This window comes from Nodularia spumigena CCY9414, assembly GCF_000340565.2.
Classification (GTDB): domain Bacteria; phylum Cyanobacteriota; class Cyanobacteriia; order Cyanobacteriales; family Nostocaceae; genus Nodularia; species Nodularia spumigena.
On sequence record NZ_CP007203.1, the window covers coordinates 3,754,869 to 3,774,226 of the forward strand.

Consider the following 19,358-nt stretch of genomic DNA (forward strand, 5'->3'; position numbering starts at 1 on the left):
AAATCCTGACACCCATTCAGCGAAATTATCCAATTGTATCCGTATAAGCCTATCCAGAAAGCACTATGTCTTTTTCTGTTTCTGTTCAAATCACTTGGACGACAGACATAAGATTGTTGTCTAGAAAATTGAGTTTTTTGACCTTGTAACCATGCAGAAGTCATTGCTATAGCAATTAATAAAATCAGACGGACAAGCCTATCAGGAGAAGCTTGAGAACCTTCTAGATTATAGCCACCAGTTTTACAGTCTTTAAACATAGCCTCAATCCCAAAACGTTGACCATATATTTTGACAGTCGTTGATACATCTGTCAGATTAGTTGATAAATACCAAGGCTCTTTCTCTTGTTTGCCACGATATTTTCGTTTCCAATAAACTGCTAAATTACAACGACCAAACCCTTTATTTTGTGTGAGATTGACATCAGGATAAAATCGGCGGTCACCGGGAGAAAGTGGAATCGTATGTAGCGGTTGAAAATCTTGCCTTTTTTTCCGAAAAGTAGTGTCCTTTTTTTGTCGAAAAACATACTTTAAACCTTGACGGTGCAACCAACTGGCTAATTCAATCCCATGAAATTCTCTATCCCCAATCACCACTAATTGATAATGTTTCAAGAGCCGGATTACCGGGCGTAATACCTTTTGTTGTTCTTGCAGGTTACTGCAACCATCTTTGTTAAGTAAACACCAATAGGACTTACGCACACTCTACATTTTCTTGGCGTTCTACAGCCCTTGCGGGCATCGCTGCGCGCGGGCGGCTAAAGCCCTGGGGGCATACGCTACGCGAAGGCGGTATGGGCTTCGCGCACGCTACGCGAACGATAAATCAAGATTTTTGGCAATTATTGCGTAAGTCCTGCTATCAACTAAGCTAGCCATCACCCTGTGCCAGTTGCATCACTTCTGTAATACAAATGTACTTTAATTTAGCGTAGGCGTAGCCCGCCGCAGGCATCGCCTGTGCCAGTTGCGTAAGTCCTAACTAGAAAATAAATGTTCCAATTTGTGACTTACCCATAAGTTGTCCGTTACGGAGAGCTTATAGTTGAAAATCTGTGATTTATAGCAACCGCCAACGTGGTTAGGTTTTCGCTTTTGCCTAGTTCGTTGTCAAGTTTGTCTAGTAGTTCTAACTGCCCCCCTCGTTGGCTTAAGCTAACCGACAGGATTCCACTACGGCTGATGCACAATGCGAATGTCAAGAATAGGGTGTTGGGGGTAGGCGTTAGGGTGTAGGGAAGACAGCATTGCTCAGGGCTTGTTACCCCTTTATTTGTTGGGGCTGTCTCGAACCCCACACCCCACACCCCACACCCCGCCCGAAGGGGACTTGGTCATACCATTTGCCATGTCATTTCCTGCCCCGCCCCCAAAGGTACAAGCCCAGATTCCATAAATGGAACTTGATCAGGAACGCGCCAAGTCGTTTTGGACAAGGTAATTCCCTCGGTATTACGCGGCAGTTGATAAAAATCTGGGCCATAGAAGCTAGCGAACGCCTCCAGTTTATCCAGGGCTTTCACGCTTTCAAATGCTTCGGCATACAACTCAAGGGCGTGCAGAGCCGAAAAGCATCCCGCGCAGCCACAGGAACTTTCTTTGCTGGTGCGGGTATGGGGAGCGCTATCGGTACCTAGAAAAAACTTCGGATTCCCCGATGTTGCCGCTTGCAACAAAGCCTGACGATGCTCCTCCCGTTTCAAAATGGGCAGGCAATAAAAATGGGGGCGAAGGCCGCCTTTGAACAGGGCATTACGGTTAAACAACAAATGTTGTGGCGTAATTGTGGCCGCGATGGTGTTGGCAGACAGGACATACTGCACCGCATCGCAGGTGGTGATATGCTCAAGGACCACCCGCAGGTTGGGAAATCGCTGCTTGAGGGGGATTAAATGTCGCTCGATAAACACCTTCTCGCGATCAAACGTATCAACATCGTTATCGGTCACTTCCCCGTGCAGTAATAACGGCATCTCCACCTGCTGCATCGCTTCAAAGACGCGATCGCACTTCCGAATATCGGTAACACCGGAGTCGGAGTTGGTCGTTGCACCGGCTGGGTAGTACTTGACCGCTTTGATAAATTGGGATTCTTTCGCCCGCAGAATCTCGTCGGGGCTGGTGTTGTCGGTGAGGTAGAGCGTCATCAATGGCTCAAACTGTTGCCCCTCTGGAATGGCGGCGAGGATGCGATCGCGATAGGCTGCCGCATCTGCCACCGAGCGGATAGGGGGCTTCAAGTTCGGCATGATGATCGCGCGGGCAAACTGACGCACCGTGTAGGGCAGAACCGCTTTCAGTGCTGTACCGTCGCGCAGATGCAGATGCCAATCGTCAGGTCGGGTAATGGTAAGCTTTTGCATCCTTTTATTATAGAACGGCAACAAGGGCTTCATGTTCAGGATGATAATCTGTCCTAGCTCCTGTGTCTGTGCCATTTTGTGATGCTATCGGTATGGATATGCAGTTGCGTGACGGACTAAAGAGTTGGTAGTTAAGGCGAATGGGAAACTAAGAGTAAATCGTTTACTCACAACAATTACGCAGAAATTATGTAAAATGGGTGAGATAAACTGATGGGAATGCACCACTAGGTGGACAAACTGCGGTAGATATTGCTAACCGTTCTATGCCTGTAATTGCTGAAATTCAAGAAAAACATTACCACCTTCCTCCATCTTGGCAGGGTAAGCAAATCGGACAAATCTCAGATTTCCAAATTGGATTATGGGGCGATAATCGAGGTACTGTTCGTCGCAGCGTGGCTAAATTAGTTGAAGAAAAACCTGCTGTAATATTGATTACTGGCGACTTTATTTATCATCCAGGCTCTAATATCAAACCAGAGGTCGAAACAGCAGTAGATATAGTCCGTCCATCGATACCTAGCATAATCGACAGATGCCTACAAGCGATTGTAAAAAACGCACTAGAACCCACATGGGAATCTAAATTTGAGGCTACAAGCTATGGTTTTCGTGTTGGCAGAAGTACCCATGATGCTATTGAGAGAATTTTTACGATAGCACATTCAAATAATCAGAAAAAATGGGTATGAGATGCCGATATCGAGGGTTGTTTTGATTGGTCATCCTGATACTCCTGTCAAATTTGTATAAATTTGAGAAGGTAAACAATGAAACAAAATTTATTATTTACTAACCGTATAGCTGTGCTAGCAACAATGCACCAAAAAGAAAAAGCGATCGCACCGATTTTAGAAGCAGAATTAGGCATTCATGTTACCGTACCCAAGAAGTTTAATACAGATAGTTTCGGTACATTTACGAGAAAAATTAACCGGATAAATACTCAAATAGCAACGGCTAGATTAAAAGCGGAAAAAGCATTAGAATTGACAGGTGAAACTCTAGTAATAGCGAGCGAAGGTAGTTTTGCACCTCACCCCAGTACACCTTTTCTGGCTAGTAATAGAGAAATTGTGATTATTTTAGATAAAAAACATAATTTAGAAATAATTGGAGAAGAATTTTCCATAGAAACTAATCATAATCATATAGTTGTGGAAAGTGTAGAACAGGCATTTGAGTTCGCTGATAAAATAGGCTTTCCTGAACATGGTTTGGTAGTTATGTTTAGTGAATATCCGCCATTTAGCCAACAAATTATTCAAGGGATTATTACACCAGAACAACTTGTAGAATCTGTAAATTATGTTCTGGAAAATTCACCAACAGGTAAAGCACATCTGGAAACAGATATGCGGGCAATGTATAATCCTACACGCATGAATAATATCGCCAAAGCTACTCAAGATTTGGTCAGAAAAATTAACAGTCTTTGTCCAAAATGTTCTGCTCCTGGTTTTGCAATTACCCAAAAAATTCCGGGTTTACCTTGTGCAATATGCCACTCTCCAACTCTTGTAACGCTAAGTGTGATTTATCAATGTCAAAAATGCGGTTTTAGTCAAGAAAAACCATTTCCCCATACAAGTCAATATGCTGACCCAGCACAATGTATGTATTGCAATCCTTAATATAGTATAATCCGCTTTGATTTTTGATAGCTTGCGTGGCGTAGCCATACTTACTTGCGTAGGTGGGGAGTGGTCCGTAGGGAGTGGTCCGTGGGAAACAGCTTTTTGAGTTGTAAGCGCAAAGCGCAGGCTACGCCAACAGAAATCAAATAGGAGTCCTATATCACTGGTTTTATGTTTGGGTTGATACTTTGGACTTTTGACTTTTGCTATAGTATCCGACTCGATAATTAACTCTCAACCCAGGATAAAGTCGAGTTTAAAACATAGGACTGTGTTCTGCATCCCAACACTTGTCATCATCCCAGGTTCTATAAGTACGTTCGCAGTCAAATTGGTTACTAATCCAAGGAATTGATGTCGGGTGGGGTGCGGTGGGTAGAGAATAAATTGAGGACAAGAAAAGGGTGGAGATAGCGAAACTAGAAATCAAGAATGTAATTACAAGTCCTAATAGGTATAAGATATTAAGAGGATTACGCAAAGGATATGCACCTTTGTGGTATCGCAAGCGCCGTTTTAAAGGACGTTTCTTACCTGATAATAAAAGTATACATACCCTGATGAGGGGAATGGGTAATACAACTTTTATGTCTAAGAAATGACGATTCCAATCGTTAAATTCATAAGCCATTTTGATGGCTTGTATTTGTTCATAGGTTATGGTTTCTTTCACTTCCGGAAAAATTTTATAATAAAGTTGCTCAAAACTAGGATAAGAATACTGCAAAATTTTTTTTGCCAGGAACTCATTAGTATTTATAAAGTAATGTCCTTATAAATACCTATAGAAGCACCTTTATTGAAGAATTGTTGAGAGCTTTAATATTAGCTTCTTTGCTAGTTTTTATCTATATGCACAATTGTAAAGATGTTTGGATTGCAAAGATAAGTGATCACACCCTTGACAAAGCCTATGCTGCTTACTGACAACGTGTTTTTCAACTAACTGCATTTCACTCGACCTTTCAAATGATTTATCATCACATCTTATATGAGTATAATTGGCGTTTGAACCTCCCCACGTCTAAAGCCAGGGGATTCTTGCCCACCTGAAAAAGGCGACAACGGGACATTCAAGTATCCCTCTACTCACTCAAAGAGCTTTTGCTCTCATTCGCGCATACTTTCTGAGTCCTTCATATTTTAAAGATGAACGCTCCATATCCTGCCATTATTCGCCCTTTAACTATTCCGAATCGAGTCGGATATGTCCGTTGCCGGGATTGCTCCGTACTAGGATACTTCAATGCGCTGAAGGTTATTCCTACTTGTTTTCTCGCTAATCTATTTTAACACTGTGGCTAAAGCCACGCAATCGTTTGACGGAACTTAAAAGTTCTTACCGCCTTCTCCCCATGCCTAAAGTCAGGGGCTTGCGTCTCGTTTTTCGGTCAATATGGCAGGGAAAAAGATTTACGATGAGTCAAAACGTAGGTTCACTATGACTTTGACCGAAACGGCTATTCAATGGCTAGAACTAAAAAAAGTAGAACTGGGCGCAAATAGTCTGAGTGATGTTATAGAACGTATGTCACGGGAAAAGCTCCCCAAAAAGGTTAACAGTGGGAAGCTTTAGGTAGCTTTTAATTTACAGCAGTACACCCTGTAATCCGCCTGTATGTAATAGTAACAAGCGATCGCCTTTTGGAAAAAATCCCCGCTTCAGTAAATCCACTACACCATAGAACATTTTTGCAGTATATACGTAATCGAGCGGTATGCTGTGCGCCTGTTCAAATTGCTTGCTGAACATCAGCAGTTGTTCATTAACCTTTGCATAACCACCAAAGTGATAATCACACATCAATTCCCAAGGTGCTGGAGAATGATTGGGTACAGATAACCCAGACTCTAAATAATTCCTCAGCAAATTGTCAATTTCCTCGGCGAGAAATCCCCCATTTTTCAGCACAGGAAAACCAATCACTCTTTGTCCTTGATTGAGCGCAAGTGCAGTACCAGCTAATGTAGTACCTGTACCACAAGCCAAGCAGATAGTATCAAAAGCGCCAGCATAGCCAACTATTTCTGTACAACCACGCACGCCGTTTAAATTGCTACCACCTTCAGGAATAATAAACACTTCACCGAAACGCTGTTTTAAATCTTCCTGTAATTCTTTTGTGTGCTTTTGTCGGTAAGTCTCACGATTAAGATATACAAGCTGCATCCCTTGCTGTACAGCAAAACTCAGCGTTGGGTTGAGTGGTAATCTTTCCTCACCACGAATTACCCCAATCGTGCGGAAGCCGAAGAGATTACCAGCTGCTGCGGTAGCAAAGATGTGGTTAGAATAAGCACCACCAAAGGTTAGCAAAGTTGTGAAATTTTGCTCTTTAGCCTCCAAGAGGTTGTATTTCAACTTAAACCATTTGTTACCGTTAACTAATGGGTGCATACAATCGAGGCGCAGTACTGATAATTCTACACCAGCCTGGCGGGCGATCGCGTTGTCTATTTGCTGGGTAAAGGGCGGAAGAAAGGGTGAGGACATAAGGGAAAAATTCACGCACCACGCACCAAGCGCAGAGGAGAAAGATTTTTATTGCTTAATTGTCAGCTAAGAAATAGGGTGAGAATAGAGAATATTTGCCAAATTATTCAGACACTCTATGGCTAAAGTTTTTGACTGTATTACTGAGGAACTGCAAAACTTTATTGCTAGTCAACACATTTTCTTTGTTGGTTCTGCTCCTTTGAGTGCTACTGGTCATGTTAACCTGTCTCCGAAGGGGTTGGAAAGTTTTCGCATCCTCTCTGCTCATCAAGTAGCTTACCTGGATTTTACAGGTAGTGGTAACGAAACTTCAGCGCACCTCCAAGAAAATGGGCGCATTACTTTCATGTTTTGCGCCTTTGAGGAACCCCCACGTATTCTGCGCCTCTACGGTCAGGGATACACAATTTTGCCCAGTTCCCCAGACTGGAACAATTTGTACTCTTTATTTCCCCAGATACCAGGAACTCGTCAAATTATCGTAGCTGATATTGAGCGGGTGCAAAGTTCCTGTGGTTTTGCTGTCCCACTCTATGAATATCAAAGTCAGAGACAAACTTTAATTAATTGGGCGAGTAAAAAAGGTGAACCGGGAATTCAAGAATATCAACAGCAAAAAAATATCATCAGTATTGATGGTTTACCAACTCCACTGAATAATACTTGAGAAAAATCCCCAGGATTTCGTAACTATAAACATCTCAAATTAATTGGTATAAATTCATGAACAATTCAATTCAATTACCCCAAAAAATTATGCTCTTGGGTTCGGGGGAACTCGGCAAAGAATTTGTGATTGCGGCTCAACGTCTGGGGAATTATGTAATTGCTGTTGACCGCTACGCCAATGCTCCAGCCATGCAGGTTGCTGACTGTTCGGAAGTAATTTCTATGCTGAGTGCTGATGAATTAGAAGCTGTTGTAAAAAAGCATGAACCTAATTTTATTGTACCAGAAATTGAAGCGATTAGAACCGAAAAGTTAGCGGAATTTGAACAACGGGGAATTACAGTTATTCCCACGGCGGCGGCAACTAACTACACCATGAATCGTGATAGAATTAGGGAATTAGCACATGAAGAATTAGGAATTAGAACTGCTAAATATGGTTATGCTTCGACTCTAGAAGAATTAATTGCTGTTTCTGAGCAAATTGGTTTTGCCAATGTGGTTAAACCTGTGATGTCGTCTTCGGGAAAAGGTCAATCTGTTGTCCAAAGTGCGGGTGAAGTTGAAGAGGCTTGGAATTATGCGATCGCTAATTCTAGAGGTGATAGTCAAAGGGTCATAGTTGAAGAATTCATTAACTTTGAAATTGAGATAACTTTGCTCACCATTAAACAGTGGAATGCACCGACAATTTTCTGTTCTCCTATTGGTCATCGTCAAGAAAGAGGCGATTATCAAGAATCTTGGCAACCCGCAGGTATTTCTGAAGACAAAATATTACAAGCTCAAGCAATAGCGACAAAAGTTACTGATGCTTTGGGAGGAGCAGGTATATTTGGTGTCGAGTTTTTCATCACTCAGGATGAAGTGATTTTCTCAGAACTTTCCCCCCGCCCCCATGACACGGGAATGGTAACATTAATTTCACAAAATCTGAATGAATTTGAATTACATTTACGCGCGATTTTAGGCTTACCAATTCCGCAGATAGAACTGTTAGGGGCTTCAGCTAGTGCAGTAATTTTAGCTGATAAAAAGTCTGATGCAGTGGCTTTTACAGGTGTCGCTGAGGCTTTATCAGTTCCCAATGTAGATATTAAACTATTTGGCAAACCTACCGCCCATCCTTATCGACGTATGGGGGTGGCTTTGGCTAAGGGTGATCATCTTCTGGAGGCGAGGGAGAAAGCTAAAAAGGCAGCCAATCAGGTGACGATGATTTAATTTTTTTTTAACGCAAAGGTACGCAAAGTTTAACGCAAAGGGGCGCGGAGGTTTTGGAAAAGCAGCTTCTTCAAGTCAAGGTTGGTTGTGGAACTTTTAACCTCAATTAGTAGGTCATTTTCCTTAACCCCAATTAATTAATTTCCTTGAAGCGCTGAAATTAGTCTCAAGTATAGCTATCAACATAGAGTTTTCATCCAATGCATACAGCTAGAATTATCTTCCCATTAACTGCTATTATTGCCTCCAGTCTCATTTCTTGTGCATCTCTCACAGGGTCGAATTCATCTGAGTCTTTGCCAAAAACTTCTCCACAAGAACCCCAGTCGCAGTCAGCACCAGATAACACATCTCTGGTTTCTGACAAGAGTAAACCCAGTTCAGAAACTATCCTGAATGAGGTGATTAGTCGTCAAAAAAGTTTGCAGGTTTGCGATTTTCAGTTTGACTCGGAAGCCGCACGAAAATCGTCAAAAGTCTATATTGGCGACAACGGAGAACATCTAGTACAGCTGCTTTGTTTTATGGCTGCTTATCAGGGCGCATACACTTTCTTGCGAGTAGATACCACCCAGCCTGAACTTAAAATTGAGCCTCTAGAACTAGAAATTGCGGGATTTCCGGAATATGATCCCAAGACTAAGATATTATCTAACGCTTCTAAATTTACTGGTGCTGGTACTTGTATTCAAGAAACTCAACACTATTGGAATGGTAATGAACTAAAATTGATTAGTTCTGAGTTAATAAGTCAAGTTCCCAATGGTTGTGAAGAATCAGGAGCGCTCACGCCTTCAGATAATCAGCTAATCACTAATAAGAGTATAGGAACTGCTAAACTTGGTATGAGTTTAGGCGAACTCAAGGAACTTTTAGGTGAGGGTGCAACATTTGAACCAACGCCTTTGGGGGTCGATTTAGGGGAAGGAATTAAAGTCAGTCAGGATGGAAACGTGCAGTACCTACTAGGTTTCGCTGACCAAACAACGCCCATCACAAATAACTCTCAAATTACCATGATCAGGGTTGAGAACCCCAACTACAGAACAACGGCTGGGGTAGGCGTAGGTACTCCACTCAAACAAGCTGTTGCAGCCTACGGACAGGCGACTTTATCCTACAATTTGAATAATGAAGCACGAGAGTACATTAAATTTGCGCGGGGACTGGGTGCAGATGCAGGGGTATTGATTAGATCGAATCAGTGGACACTGACAGACTTTGCTGGGATCTATCCCGATAATCAAAGTGAATTTAACCAAACCCAAAAGTACCACGATCATGCAGCTATTGCTTCAATTACCATTAGGGAATCAAAACCCTAAATCTACAGCTATGCGATGGGCGCAAGCAAAACCGGAAAACGCGACGGCGTTTAACCCCTGACCGGGAAAAGTGCTGTCTCCCACACAATAAAGTCCAGGAATGGTTGTACGATTAAATGGCATACTTAATAAGCCCCGTAACTTTCGCCGAGGAATTGGTCCATAAGTACCATCCTCGCGCCCTAAAAAGCGTTGATGGCTGCGGGGTGTTCCTACTTCCAAATAATCTAAACCAGTATCTAAACCCGGAAAAATCTCCTCTAATCGGTCGATAATTTGCCAAGCTGCGGTTTCTTTCTTCGCCTCGTACTCGCTGGGAGAAAGTCCTTGCCAATCATCAATCCAGTGGGGTGTAAAGGCATGAATGATATGATATCCCTTTGGTGCTAAATCTGGGTCAAGCAATGTGGGAATGGAAACGAAAAGTGTCCCTGCTGGGGCGGTCATTTGCTGCCAATTTTCCAGAATTATATGATGGCACTCTGTCCCATGAGGCAATACTGCTGCTTCGACTCCTATATGCAAGCTCAGAAAACTTGGGGATTTTTGATAATTTTGTTGCCACTTTTTCTCATTACGTGGTATAGACTCTACAGGTAGTAATTTTGCAAAAGTATCCCAACGAGTAGCATTAGAAACTATCCGTTGACTACGATAAACTTTACCATTAGCTAACTGCACACCGACGGCTTTTCCCTGTTCTGTGATGATTTTTGTCACTCTGGCTTGGTACTCAATCTTACCTCCAGCTTTTTCTAAACCTTCTACCAATTTTTGGGCAATTTTTCCTACCCCGCCTTTGGGATAGTTAACTCCGCCATAATGCCTATCGGAAAAGACCATCCCGGCATTAATCATGGGTGTCATGTCGGCGTTTACTACCGACCAGCAATAACATTCTATGTCAATAAATTTCAATAATTCCGGGTCTTTAATATAGCGTCGCGCCACATCCCCAACATTTTGGGGGAGGTATTTGACTAAATCAAGACAGGCTAAAGGATGCTGTAAGAATATCCGCAGTAAATACCGTGGTTCTTCTAAGGACAGTAAATCCATGCTGTTGAGGCAATTAAACACCTTCCAGCACTCGTCATAAAAGCGACGAATACCTGTTTCTTCATGAGGGAAATTAGCAATAAGATTTTGCAAGAATTGCTCATAAAGTCGCTCAACTTTTAAGTCTAATTGGTTGGGTAAGTGATAGTGAATCTGTACAGGATCAGTAATTGTTTCTTGGCTGACGTTTACAGCGTCCAGAGCGCGGGTGAGTAAGTTTGTCGTCCCGTTTTCGCCAAATCCAAAAATCATTGATGCTCCAACGTCAAATCGATAGCCCTGGCGTTCAAAATAGCCGGAACTACCTCCTGGAATTAAATAACGTTCCAGTACTAGCACCTGAGCGCCTTTGGCTGCTAACTGGGTTGCTGTCACCAAACCGCCAATTCCAGAGCCAATCACAATTACATCAAATACAGGATTCAGGGATGGAGACATAGGGGCAGATGCTCAATAAATTTAACCAATATTTCGTATATTACTTAACTTTTTATGCAAAAAATACACGTAATTTATTTTTTTAGGACTTACGCCAGCAAAATTTGTGATTGCGATCGCAAGGTAGTGTAAGGAAGTAAATTGCTTGGCATTTAGCAGCCAAGATCATTTTTGCATAAAAAGAGGGACAAGCCTGCTGCTGCTGGCTAATCCCGTCTGCCGATCCTTAAAGAGAGGAGAACACTAATAGCAATATAACTTTGATTGAGAATAGATGTCAACTATTACTGCCAATTATTTTCAATAAATTTGATGGCGATGATTTTGGCTGTCAGCAGGACGCGGGGGTAAATGAGCATCCATTCCGAAACTTACGCCCTTGGACTTGATGACCGAAGCGATTTTAGATTTTAGATTTTAAATTTTGGATTAAATGTAGGACTTACGCAAAATTATGAAAAACCGAACCACAGAGACGCAGAGAACACAGAGGAATAAGGGTTTGAGAGAGTTTTTGCGTAAGTCCTATTTTGGATTAAATGAAAATCTGAAATCTAAAATCGTAAATCCAAAATCCAAAATTAAGTGACACCTTGGACTGTCAATACAGAACAGGGTGCATGGTGTAATACATAATTGCTGACACTACCTAAGAAAAATTCACTCATACCACTGAGTCCCCGACGGCCTAAAACAATTAAATCAGCCTGAGAACTACGGGCTACTTCACAAATAGTGCGGCTTGGTTCACCTATTTTTTGGGTAGAATCAGATGCTATCCCCTTGGCGATCGCTTGATTATTGAGCAGTGTTAAAAATTCAATTCCTTCTTGTTTTAAACTTTCCCATTGATTTACATAATAGTTCACATTGTCATAAACACTGTATGTTTCCATTGTGGAAGCATCGAGATAACCATCATCAGAAGGTGAGATGACGTGTAACAACAACAATTCGGCATTGCTGGCTGTTGCTAAAGTTAGGGCGTGTTCAAAAATTTGTTGACCAATTGCATTGGTATTCAGTGCGACTAAAATTTTGTTAAACATAATTAAAAGTCTTGAGTTATTAGTCAGTAGTTAATCACGCAATTTGTACATTATGACGATATATTATGATTGATCACGGTGAAACCAGCGAATAGATGGGAATAGAGCAAACCTCCAGCCAGGGAATTAACATAATTTTATTGAAACAAGTACGGACAAATGTTATAATATATGGTTGACTGATTTACGCTGATTTCAATGGTAGTTTAAATATTTTACGTAAAATAGTCCCGACAGCTTTTAGTCTAGGGATAGGGGGCGTTGTAGTTCGCCCTGTCGGGGTTATTCCCGGCGAACAAATGGCTGGCATGAGATATTTGTCTATGCTTTTTGGAACTATGATCATGTTTGAGTTCTAGAATAAAATCGCCTAATTCCGGCTATGACGCTACAACTGCGTGTTTATGTTCCACCTCATCCTCTAATCAAGCACTGGCTGGCAGTTGCCCGTGATTCTGGCACACCTTCAGTATTATTTCGTAGCGCTATAACTGAGTTGGGAAGATGGCTGACTTACGAAGCGGCGAGAGAGTGGTTGCCGACTCTGGAAACAATGGTGCAGAGTCCGTTAGATTCGTGTCCAGCTACTTTGATTAACCCAGAAGTACCTGTGGCGGTGGTTCCGATTCTCCGGGCGGGGCTAGGTTTATTGGAAGGGGCGCAATCTTTGTTGCCTTTGGCTTCAATTTACCATTTGGGCTTAGTCCGCAATGAAGAAACTCTCGAACCTGCTTGTTATTTGAATAAGTTACCGGAAAAATTTGACCCCCAAACGAGAGTTTTAATTACTGATCCGATGTTAGCAACGGGTGGGTCAATTATGTTGGCGATGGCAGAATTAACACAACGGGGTGTTGACCCGGCTTTGACACGAATCGTTTGTGTAGTGGCTGCACCACCAGCTTTGCAAAAACTGAGTGCTGCATATCCTGGTTTAAATGTTTACACGGCGACTATTGATGAAGTAGTCAATGACAAGGGATATATTGTACCGGGTTTAGGAGATGCAGGCGATCGCATCTTTGGCACTTAAGCTAGTATGCAGCTAGGGAAGGAAAATAGCTGAACTAGATGATCTAAAAGTTGCAAGATTTGTTCAAGGCGGTAATGTATGAGTCAACGTGATGGTTTTGCTAGTGGCTTTTTAGCAGGGACGATTTTTGGTAGTATAGTTGGTGGTATTGTTGGGGCTGTGATTGTTTCTCGACAAAATGAGGAATTGACAGCCGAAGAAGCCGAACTGACTAATGGCCAAGTCGGGACTAAAAAAGTATCCCCAAAACGGCGACAGGTGTTCGCTTCCGATAATCAAGGTATGGAAATTGAAACGGCTAGGCGATCGCTCGAAGATAAAATTGCCCAACTTAATGCCACAATTGATGAAGTGAGACAGGAACTGGGAAATGTCAACGGCAGTTCCACCCAGTCAGTTAATGAAAACTCCCTCACCCAAGATTCTTGAAGGTGATTTATATTTAGCGCCAGTGCTGATATTGGTTAATGCGGCAAACCGCACACTTCATGACATGGACTCAACTAAAATCAATAATAAGACCATTTTTGACACTTAGCAGGAAACCAACTTATCCATGAATTTACTGTTTAACACTTTGGCTACCTTTGTTCAGTTCTACAGCTATTTGCTAATTGCGCGAGTTTTATTAACTTGGTTCCCCACAATCAATTGGTATAATCAGCCATTTGCAGCTTTGGGACAGATAACCGATCCTTACCTCAATCTTTTCCGCTCAATTATTCCCCCATTGGGTGGTATGGATTTCTCTCCTATTTTAGCCTTCTTGGCACTGAATTTAGTGGGTGGCTTACTCGGCAGCCTAACTGCCATTTCAATTGCACAGGGTTTTTAGTTACAATCATAACTAAAATTGAACTAACTAAATATAAAGTTTTGTAGAGACGTTTCGGTAAAATCGTCTCTACATTGCTTTAGGTGCAAGATGTGAGCATACAGGAATAGATTTGATCTTATATCATGTCCGTTTAATTGGTTACGATTCCCACAATCATGTCACTCCACCCCCAACCCCTCCTGTGCAAGCGAGGAACCACTATGTACAAACAAGTCCAAAAACCTTTCATTTAGGTAGGGTGTGTTATGGACGTTAGTCCTAACGCACCGCAAATTTGGGATGGTGCGTTGCGCTGCGCGACAACACACCCTACAAAAAAAGGATTTTGAGAATTTAATCATTTGTGTGTACACGGTAGGTAGGCAAGCGAGGAAGGGAGATAAAGCAAAGATTTAGCAGGTTTTCGCGTTTCGTAAGTATTCAACCGGACTTGATCTTACCTGCGAACTTGTCCGCTAAATCCGGAGGCTTTAAACTGCTTGAGCTTCAAAGGTTCTGGTTGGTTTGCTGGTACAGAAATTCTTAATTCAAAATCACTAACGCCCGGTGGAATTTCGGGAATAGAACCAAGACGGGTGCGGTTTTGCATGACTGGGTTATTATTGGCATCATAGATGCGTCCAAAGATATCTGCGTCGTAGACCATTTTATAAGTGCCATTTTCCGCCTTACCTGTGACTATAAAACAATTAGCGGCAGCACTACCACTACTAATCACAGAGCCTTCTGCCAGTTCTGGGGGACAATCCTGATAGGAAATATCAGATAATTTTATCTGTGTCAGTGCTATGACTTCTGGAGTATACACCCATGACACAACTGTGAGCAAGCAAGAAATAAAAAGGACAGTAATTAGTTTTGCGTACTGAGTTATAATTCTGGAATATTTTTGCATAACTAAACTTGCCGAATTGAATAACAATGCTATGTTGTGATTATTTTTCATATCTAAACACGTTGTTAACAGAACTTAATTCAACTTTGTACAGAGGAAACCACTGTCAGGATCTCAAAATTCCCAAATACAATTTGTCACACTGGTTTTTTAGTACGTTTTTAACTTCAGCTTACCTGAATTTCATGATTGGGAGGTTGGAGACTTGAATAAAACTATTGTAATAATTAGGGAAATAAACCCCTCACTTGCGATCAACTTATGACACCAGATGAGATTGAAACAGCCTTGCAAGCAGCCTTTAATAGTTGTAACGCAGCTAGTTGTCCTCTCACTGATATACAGAAGCAGATATTACTGCGAGTGATCGAGCAAATTCAAGCAGACTCTAACTCGAAGATATCAGATGTAACCAACCCCTTAGACGAACTTGATTCAGAGGAATTAGCAGCATTTTTAAAGTTTGTCAAGACTAAGGAACAACAAAACTGCACTTGGAAGGTGCAATTACTAAATGATTGGCTCCATGACAACGATTCGGGAAATGTCCAATTTATTCGCCAACGCTACGGTTTACCGTGGTTGAATCGTGTAGAGTCATTTCATTTTGATAAGTATTCTTATGTTGAGGATGCACTGAAGCTGAGAGTAGGCGATCGCATTGAAATTTGCAATGGACTATGGGAATGGGTACAAGATGATGGCCCCTGTAAGCGTGAATGGTTTCCCTGCATCGTACTCCAAATTGATGAAATTGATCATGGCGATGGTTTACCTAGTAATTGTGTGGTTCGCCTCTACAACGGCTCTGAGTACGAAATTCCAGGTATCTACCAATGGAATCGCTATAATTGGCGCTGGCCGAGGAAGTAAGAGGAAAGGGGCTGGGTGCAAAAATTGGGATAATTTATTTGGCGTTACCGAACAGAAAATTGTACTACGCGATCGCCAATTGGCACAAGCCGCCTTAGCTAAAAGTGAAGAACAACTGGCACAATTCATTGGTTGAGTGGGAGAGGGCGCGGAATTTATAACGAAGCTCCCCACTCCCCACTCCCCACTCCCCACTCCCTATTTTTCCAGTCCGAGATGATTTCGCAATGCTTGGCGCATCACATCTACAGGTAAAGTTTCTTGTTGCAACCAAATTTTTAAAGCTGCTACTCCTTGTTGAACTAACATTTCTAAGCCATCAATAACAATTGCTCCGTGTTTTTGGGCTTGTTGCAGAAATTGTGTAGGGTTAGGAGTATATATTAAATCGTAGGCGATCGCACCTGAAGATAATTTCTGCATATCTGCTAAACTCACAGGTGACTCATTCACCAGGGGATACATACCTACAGGGGTAGTATTGACTAACAAATTGGCTTGGGGAATAAGTTTTGCTAAATCATCCCATATATGAACTTGTAACTTTTCAGCTAGGGGTGAACTTCCCCAACTATTACCGAATGCTGTTAATTTCTGCATATTGCGCCCCACAACATGAATTTGGGCAAACCCTAGCTGCTGACAACCTGCGACAACAGCCCTAGCAGCGCCACCATGTCCTAAAATTACCGCTATTTTTTGACTCCAGTCTTGCTGATAAGTTGTCTGTAAGGGAGCAATAAAACCTTCTATATCTGTGTTAGTCCCCACCCATTGATTATTTTGGCGGCTAACGGTATTGACTGCACCTATAGCTTGTGCAGTGGGGGAAATTTCGGATAACAACGGCATAATTGCCTGTTTGTGAGGAATTGTCACGCTAAAACCCACAACATTTATAGCCGCCAAACCTGCGATCGCTACCTCTAAATTTTCTGGTTTAATGGGAAAAGGTAGATAAATATAATCTAATCCTAATTGAGCCAAAGCCGCATTATGCATCACTGGCGATAACGAATGTTCCACTGGATGCCCAATTACGCCCAAAAGTTGAGTTTTGCCGGTAATTAATAGTTTAGTCATTAGTCATTGGTCATTGGTCATTGGTCATTGGTCATTAGTCATTGGTCATTAGTCATTGGTCATTGGGAAGTTACCGTCTTCTCCCCCCCTGCACCCTGCAACTAGCACCCCCTGCCTCTTCTCCTTGGTCATTAGTCCTGGGGAATACAATTACAATTATTAAAAGTCACTTAACGTTTCTTTATATCATGCAAGTAACCACAGCTTCCGCCACAACTCCAATTCCTGGTCAATATTGGCAGTGGCGAGGTAACAATATCTATTACGTCCATGCGGGAGAAAAACAACCTCAACGTCCACCCCTGCTGTTAGTGCATGGTTTTGGCGCATCCACAGACCACTGGCGCAAGAATATCACAGGACTGTGCCAAGATTTTGAAGTCTTCGCCATCGACCTTTTAGGATTTGGTCGTTCAGCAAAACCGAAGTTGCAATATGGCGGTGATGTGTGGCGTGACCAACTGTCTGATTTTATCAGTGAAGTTATTGGTCAAAAAGCCGTCTTAGCAGGTAACTCCCTCGGTGGGTATGCTTGTTTGTGTGTAGCTGCACAATGTCCCGATGCTGCGGCTGGTTTAGTCTTACTCAATAGTGCTGGTCCCTTTAGCCAAAACCAATCAACCTCTGAACCAGAAGCGTTACAAGCACAAATTCAAGCCCCCAAACAACCCTCTGCTTTACAAAAACTCTTAGGTGATTCTGTCAAGTGGATATTTAAACAACCTTTGAGCCAGTTTCTGTTATTTCAATATGTGAAACAACGTTGGGTAATTCGCCAAACCCTCGAAAAAGTTTATCTTGACAAAAGTGCCATTACAGAACAATTAATAGCAGAAATTGCTCGTCCTGCTGATGATCCTGGGGCTTTGGATGTATTTGTTTCAGTTTTTAGCACTCCCCAAGGGGAAAAAGTTGATGTGCTGTTAAAACAATTAACTTGTTCTGTGTTGCTGTTGTGGGGAGAAGCGGATCCTTGGATGAATGCAAGAGACCGTTCCCAAAAGTTTCGTCAATACTATCCTGAACTAACAGAACATTTCCTCACTGCGGGTCATTGTCCTCATGACGAAGTACCAGAACAGGTAAACCCACTTTTACGCGATTGGGTATTATCCATTGCTCAATGAAATTTCATAGAAAAAATCACTAGAAAACTGAAAAACCTGGTACGGGTTGACCAGGTTTTTCTAGGTTCACAGTTTTCCAATTGTTAAAGTTGTTAATTATTTGAAAGCTCAAAAACTAGGGTTTACAGAGTATCTAGCAGCATCAGCAATCCCACTTTTTCAGTTTAAGAATTTGGCTGCAACCACAAAATTAGGTTTTTTGCCACTTGTTATTGATATGCTGATATTTGCTTGGGTTGATGACAGGGGACACACAGTCATTTACCCTTTAGTGGTTTGGTTTTTTATCTTGCGTCCTGATATTTAAGGTAGCACTAACTTGGTGATATTCAAGCTGGAATTTACTAAAGTTGATGTTTTGTTTCATTTTGCAATAAAGTAGGAAACCTCACCCCCAACCCCTCTCCTTGCTAAGGAGAGGGGAGAATTGAAATTCCTAAATTTGAACCTCCCCACGTCTAAAGCCAGGGGATTCTTGCCTACCTGAAAAAGGCGACAACGGGACATTCAAGTATCCCTCTACTCACTCAAAGAGCTTTTGCTCTCATTCGCGCATACTTTCTGAGTCCTTCATATTTTAAAGATGAACGCTCCATATCCTGCCATTATTCGCCCTTTAACTATTCCGAATCGAGTCGGATATGTCCGTTGCCGGGATTGCTCCGTACTAGGATACTTCAATGCGCTGAAGGTTATTCCTACTTGTTTTCTCGCTAATCTATTTTAACACTGTGGCTAAAGCCACGCAATCGTTTGACGGAACTTAAAAGTTCTTACCGCCTTCTCCCCATGCCTAAAGTCAGGGGCTTGCGTCTCGTTTTTCGGTCAATCCAGTTCCCCTCCTCGCTTGCACTGGAGGGGCTAGGGGTGGGGTTTTATAATCCAAAAGAGAATTTCCCGACTTGTGTGTAAACCTTAGCCTTGCTTTCGCGTAGCGTTTCCCTGCTATATAAAACCTAGACAAAACTAGACTTTACTTTCTACTTCAACGGGAGCATGGGAGCAGTTATCCCTCAGTAGACTTTCACGCCTTAGCCAGACGCGATTGTGTTCCAATTAAGTTTCTGAAAAAGACTACCACCATCATTGCTTGGTTTTCGCGTCGGCAATAGTCTCAATTCAATACTTGATATCACCGTATTATATATCAAGTAGTTGATTTTTTCCTAAAATATATATTGATTTTTGTCAATATAAGTATAGTTTTGTCTATGAAATTGTCAACTTAGGACTGCTC

20 protein-coding genes and 1 pseudogene are annotated in these 19,358 nt (G+C 42.1%); 13 read left to right on the top strand and 8 right to left on the bottom strand.

Going from position 1 to position 19,358, the window contains the following annotated elements; genetic code table 11:
- Both NSP_RS16355 and pyrC read right to left on the bottom strand, forming a co-directional pair.
- Nucleotides 1-710, bottom strand: a 710-nt coding sequence (locus tag NSP_RS16355; protein WP_017804242.1) for an IS4 family transposase, incomplete at its 3' end; no start/stop codon positions are given.
- Nucleotides 711-1,342: 632 nt separating this feature from the next.
- Nucleotides 1,343-2,446 carry a dihydroorotase gene (gene pyrC / locus NSP_RS16360; RefSeq protein WP_006197474.1) on the bottom strand — a complete coding sequence of 368 codons (1,104 nt, stop codon included), beginning with the start codon at nt 2,444-2,446 and terminating at the stop codon, nt 1,343-1,345.
- Between pyrC and NSP_RS27410 the strand changes: the two are divergent.
- The 3 genes and pseudogenes from NSP_RS27410 to NSP_RS16370 all read left to right on the top strand — a co-directional run.
- A pseudogene (locus NSP_RS27410) lies at nt 2,443-2,670 on the top strand (histidine phosphatase family protein); the annotation flags it as partial. The gene pyrC and the pseudogene NSP_RS27410 sit on opposite strands and share 4 nt — an antisense overlap.
- Nucleotides 2,647-3,066 (top strand): reverse transcriptase domain-containing protein, encoded by a 420-nt coding sequence (locus NSP_RS16365; RefSeq protein ID WP_309145434.1) that lies wholly within the window; start codon nt 2,647-2,649, stop codon nt 3,064-3,066. The pseudogene NSP_RS27410 and the gene NSP_RS16365, both read left to right, overlap by 24 nt.
- Nucleotides 3,067-3,144: 78 nt before the next feature.
- Nucleotides 3,145-4,008: a DUF6671 family protein gene (locus NSP_RS16370; RefSeq protein ID WP_006197476.1), complete on the top strand. Its 864-nt coding sequence runs from the start codon at nt 3,145-3,147 to the stop codon at nt 4,006-4,008.
- Nucleotides 4,009-4,267: 259 nt separating this feature from the next.
- Here the strand turns inward: NSP_RS16370 and NSP_RS16375 are convergent, their stop codons facing one another.
- On the bottom strand, nt 4,268-4,738 hold the full coding sequence (locus NSP_RS16375) for a hypothetical protein (protein ID WP_006197477.1): 471 nt from the start codon (nt 4,736-4,738) through the stop codon (nt 4,268-4,270).
- Between the two features lie 714 nt (nt 4,739-5,452).
- On the opposite strand from NSP_RS16375, the gene NSP_RS27250 reads away from it, so the two are divergent.
- Nucleotides 5,453-5,587, top strand: a complete 135-nt coding sequence (locus tag NSP_RS27250; protein WP_267897123.1) for a hypothetical protein — start codon at nt 5,453-5,455, stop codon at nt 5,585-5,587.
- 12 nt (nt 5,588-5,599) lie between these two features.
- Here the strand turns inward: NSP_RS27250 and NSP_RS16385 are convergent, their stop codons facing one another.
- A complete protein-coding gene (locus NSP_RS16385) occupies nt 5,600-6,505 on the bottom strand; it encodes a 1-aminocyclopropane-1-carboxylate deaminase/D-cysteine desulfhydrase (RefSeq protein ID WP_006197479.1) in 906 nt (301 codons plus the stop codon).
- Between the two features lie 118 nt (nt 6,506-6,623).
- Here NSP_RS16385 and NSP_RS16390 point away from each other — a divergent pair, with 118 nt between their 5' ends.
- The 3 genes from NSP_RS16390 (at nt 6,624) to NSP_RS24835 (ending at nt 9,726) form a co-directional block, all read left to right on the top strand.
- Nucleotides 6,624-7,175, top strand: coding sequence for a pyridoxamine 5'-phosphate oxidase family protein (locus NSP_RS16390; RefSeq protein WP_006197480.1), 552 nt, complete (start codon nt 6,624-6,626; stop codon nt 7,173-7,175).
- 56 nt (nt 7,176-7,231) lie between these two features.
- Nucleotides 7,232-8,401: a formate-dependent phosphoribosylglycinamide formyltransferase gene (gene purT, locus NSP_RS16395; RefSeq protein WP_006197481.1), complete on the top strand. Its 1,170-nt coding sequence runs from the start codon at nt 7,232-7,234 to the stop codon at nt 8,399-8,401.
- A gap of 200 nt (nt 8,402-8,601) precedes the next feature.
- A complete protein-coding gene (locus NSP_RS24835) occupies nt 8,602-9,726 on the top strand; it encodes a DUF1176 domain-containing protein (RefSeq protein WP_017804243.1) in 1,125 nt (374 codons plus the stop codon).
- Here the strand turns inward: NSP_RS24835 and crtH are convergent.
- Together crtH and NSP_RS16410 are read right to left on the bottom strand one after the other, a co-directional pair.
- Nucleotides 9,715-11,223, bottom strand: coding sequence for a carotenoid isomerase (gene crtH / locus NSP_RS16405; protein WP_006197483.1), 1,509 nt, complete (start codon nt 11,221-11,223; stop codon nt 9,715-9,717). The genes NSP_RS24835 and crtH overlap by 12 nt on opposite strands.
- Nucleotides 11,224-11,804: 581 nt before the next feature.
- Nucleotides 11,805-12,272 (bottom strand): universal stress protein, encoded by a 468-nt coding sequence (locus tag NSP_RS16410; RefSeq protein ID WP_006197484.1) that lies wholly within the window; start codon nt 12,270-12,272, stop codon nt 11,805-11,807.
- A gap of 382 nt (nt 12,273-12,654) precedes the next feature.
- On the opposite strand from NSP_RS16410, the gene upp reads away from it, so the two are divergent.
- The 3 genes from upp (at nt 12,655) to NSP_RS16425 (ending at nt 14,140) form a co-directional block, all read left to right on the top strand.
- On the top strand, nt 12,655-13,305 hold the full coding sequence (upp, locus tag NSP_RS16415; protein WP_006197485.1) for a uracil phosphoribosyltransferase: 651 nt from the start codon (nt 12,655-12,657) through the stop codon (nt 13,303-13,305).
- Between the two features lie 78 nt (nt 13,306-13,383).
- Nucleotides 13,384-13,734: a ssl2009 family thylakoid membrane protein gene (locus NSP_RS16420; RefSeq protein ID WP_006197486.1), complete on the top strand. Its 351-nt coding sequence runs from the start codon at nt 13,384-13,386 to the stop codon at nt 13,732-13,734.
- Between the two features lie 127 nt (nt 13,735-13,861).
- Nucleotides 13,862-14,140 carry a YggT family protein gene (locus tag NSP_RS16425; protein WP_006197487.1) on the top strand — a complete coding sequence of 93 codons (279 nt, stop codon included), beginning with the start codon at nt 13,862-13,864 and terminating at the stop codon, nt 14,138-14,140.
- Nucleotides 14,141-14,579: 439 nt separating this feature from the next.
- On the opposite strand, the gene NSP_RS16430 is transcribed toward NSP_RS16425, so the two are convergent.
- Nucleotides 14,580-15,038: a hypothetical protein gene (locus NSP_RS16430; RefSeq protein WP_006197488.1), complete on the bottom strand. Its 459-nt coding sequence runs from the start codon at nt 15,036-15,038 to the stop codon at nt 14,580-14,582.
- 261 nt (nt 15,039-15,299) lie between these two features.
- Here NSP_RS16430 and NSP_RS16435 point away from each other — a divergent pair, with 261 nt between their 5' ends.
- Nucleotides 15,300-15,911, top strand: coding sequence for a hypothetical protein (locus NSP_RS16435; RefSeq protein WP_006197490.1), 612 nt, complete (start codon nt 15,300-15,302; stop codon nt 15,909-15,911).
- 198 nt (nt 15,912-16,109) lie between these two features.
- On the opposite strand, the gene NSP_RS16440 is transcribed toward NSP_RS16435, so the two are convergent.
- Nucleotides 16,110-16,994 carry a shikimate dehydrogenase gene (locus NSP_RS16440; RefSeq protein ID WP_006197492.1) on the bottom strand — a complete coding sequence of 295 codons (885 nt, stop codon included), beginning with the start codon at nt 16,992-16,994 and terminating at the stop codon, nt 16,110-16,112.
- A 188-nt stretch (nt 16,995-17,182) separates the two neighbouring features.
- On the opposite strand from NSP_RS16440, the gene NSP_RS16445 reads away from it, so the two are divergent.
- Together NSP_RS16445 and NSP_RS16450 are read left to right on the top strand one after the other, a co-directional pair.
- Nucleotides 17,183-18,121, top strand: coding sequence for an alpha/beta fold hydrolase (locus NSP_RS16445; RefSeq protein WP_006197493.1), 939 nt, complete (start codon nt 17,183-17,185; stop codon nt 18,119-18,121).
- Nucleotides 18,122-18,221: 100 nt separating this feature from the next.
- The gene (locus NSP_RS16450; protein WP_006197494.1) at nt 18,222-18,428 is read left to right on the top strand and encodes a hypothetical protein; all 207 of its coding nucleotides are present in this window, start codon (nt 18,222-18,224) and stop codon (nt 18,426-18,428) included.
- Nucleotides 18,429-19,358: the final 930 nt, after the last annotated feature.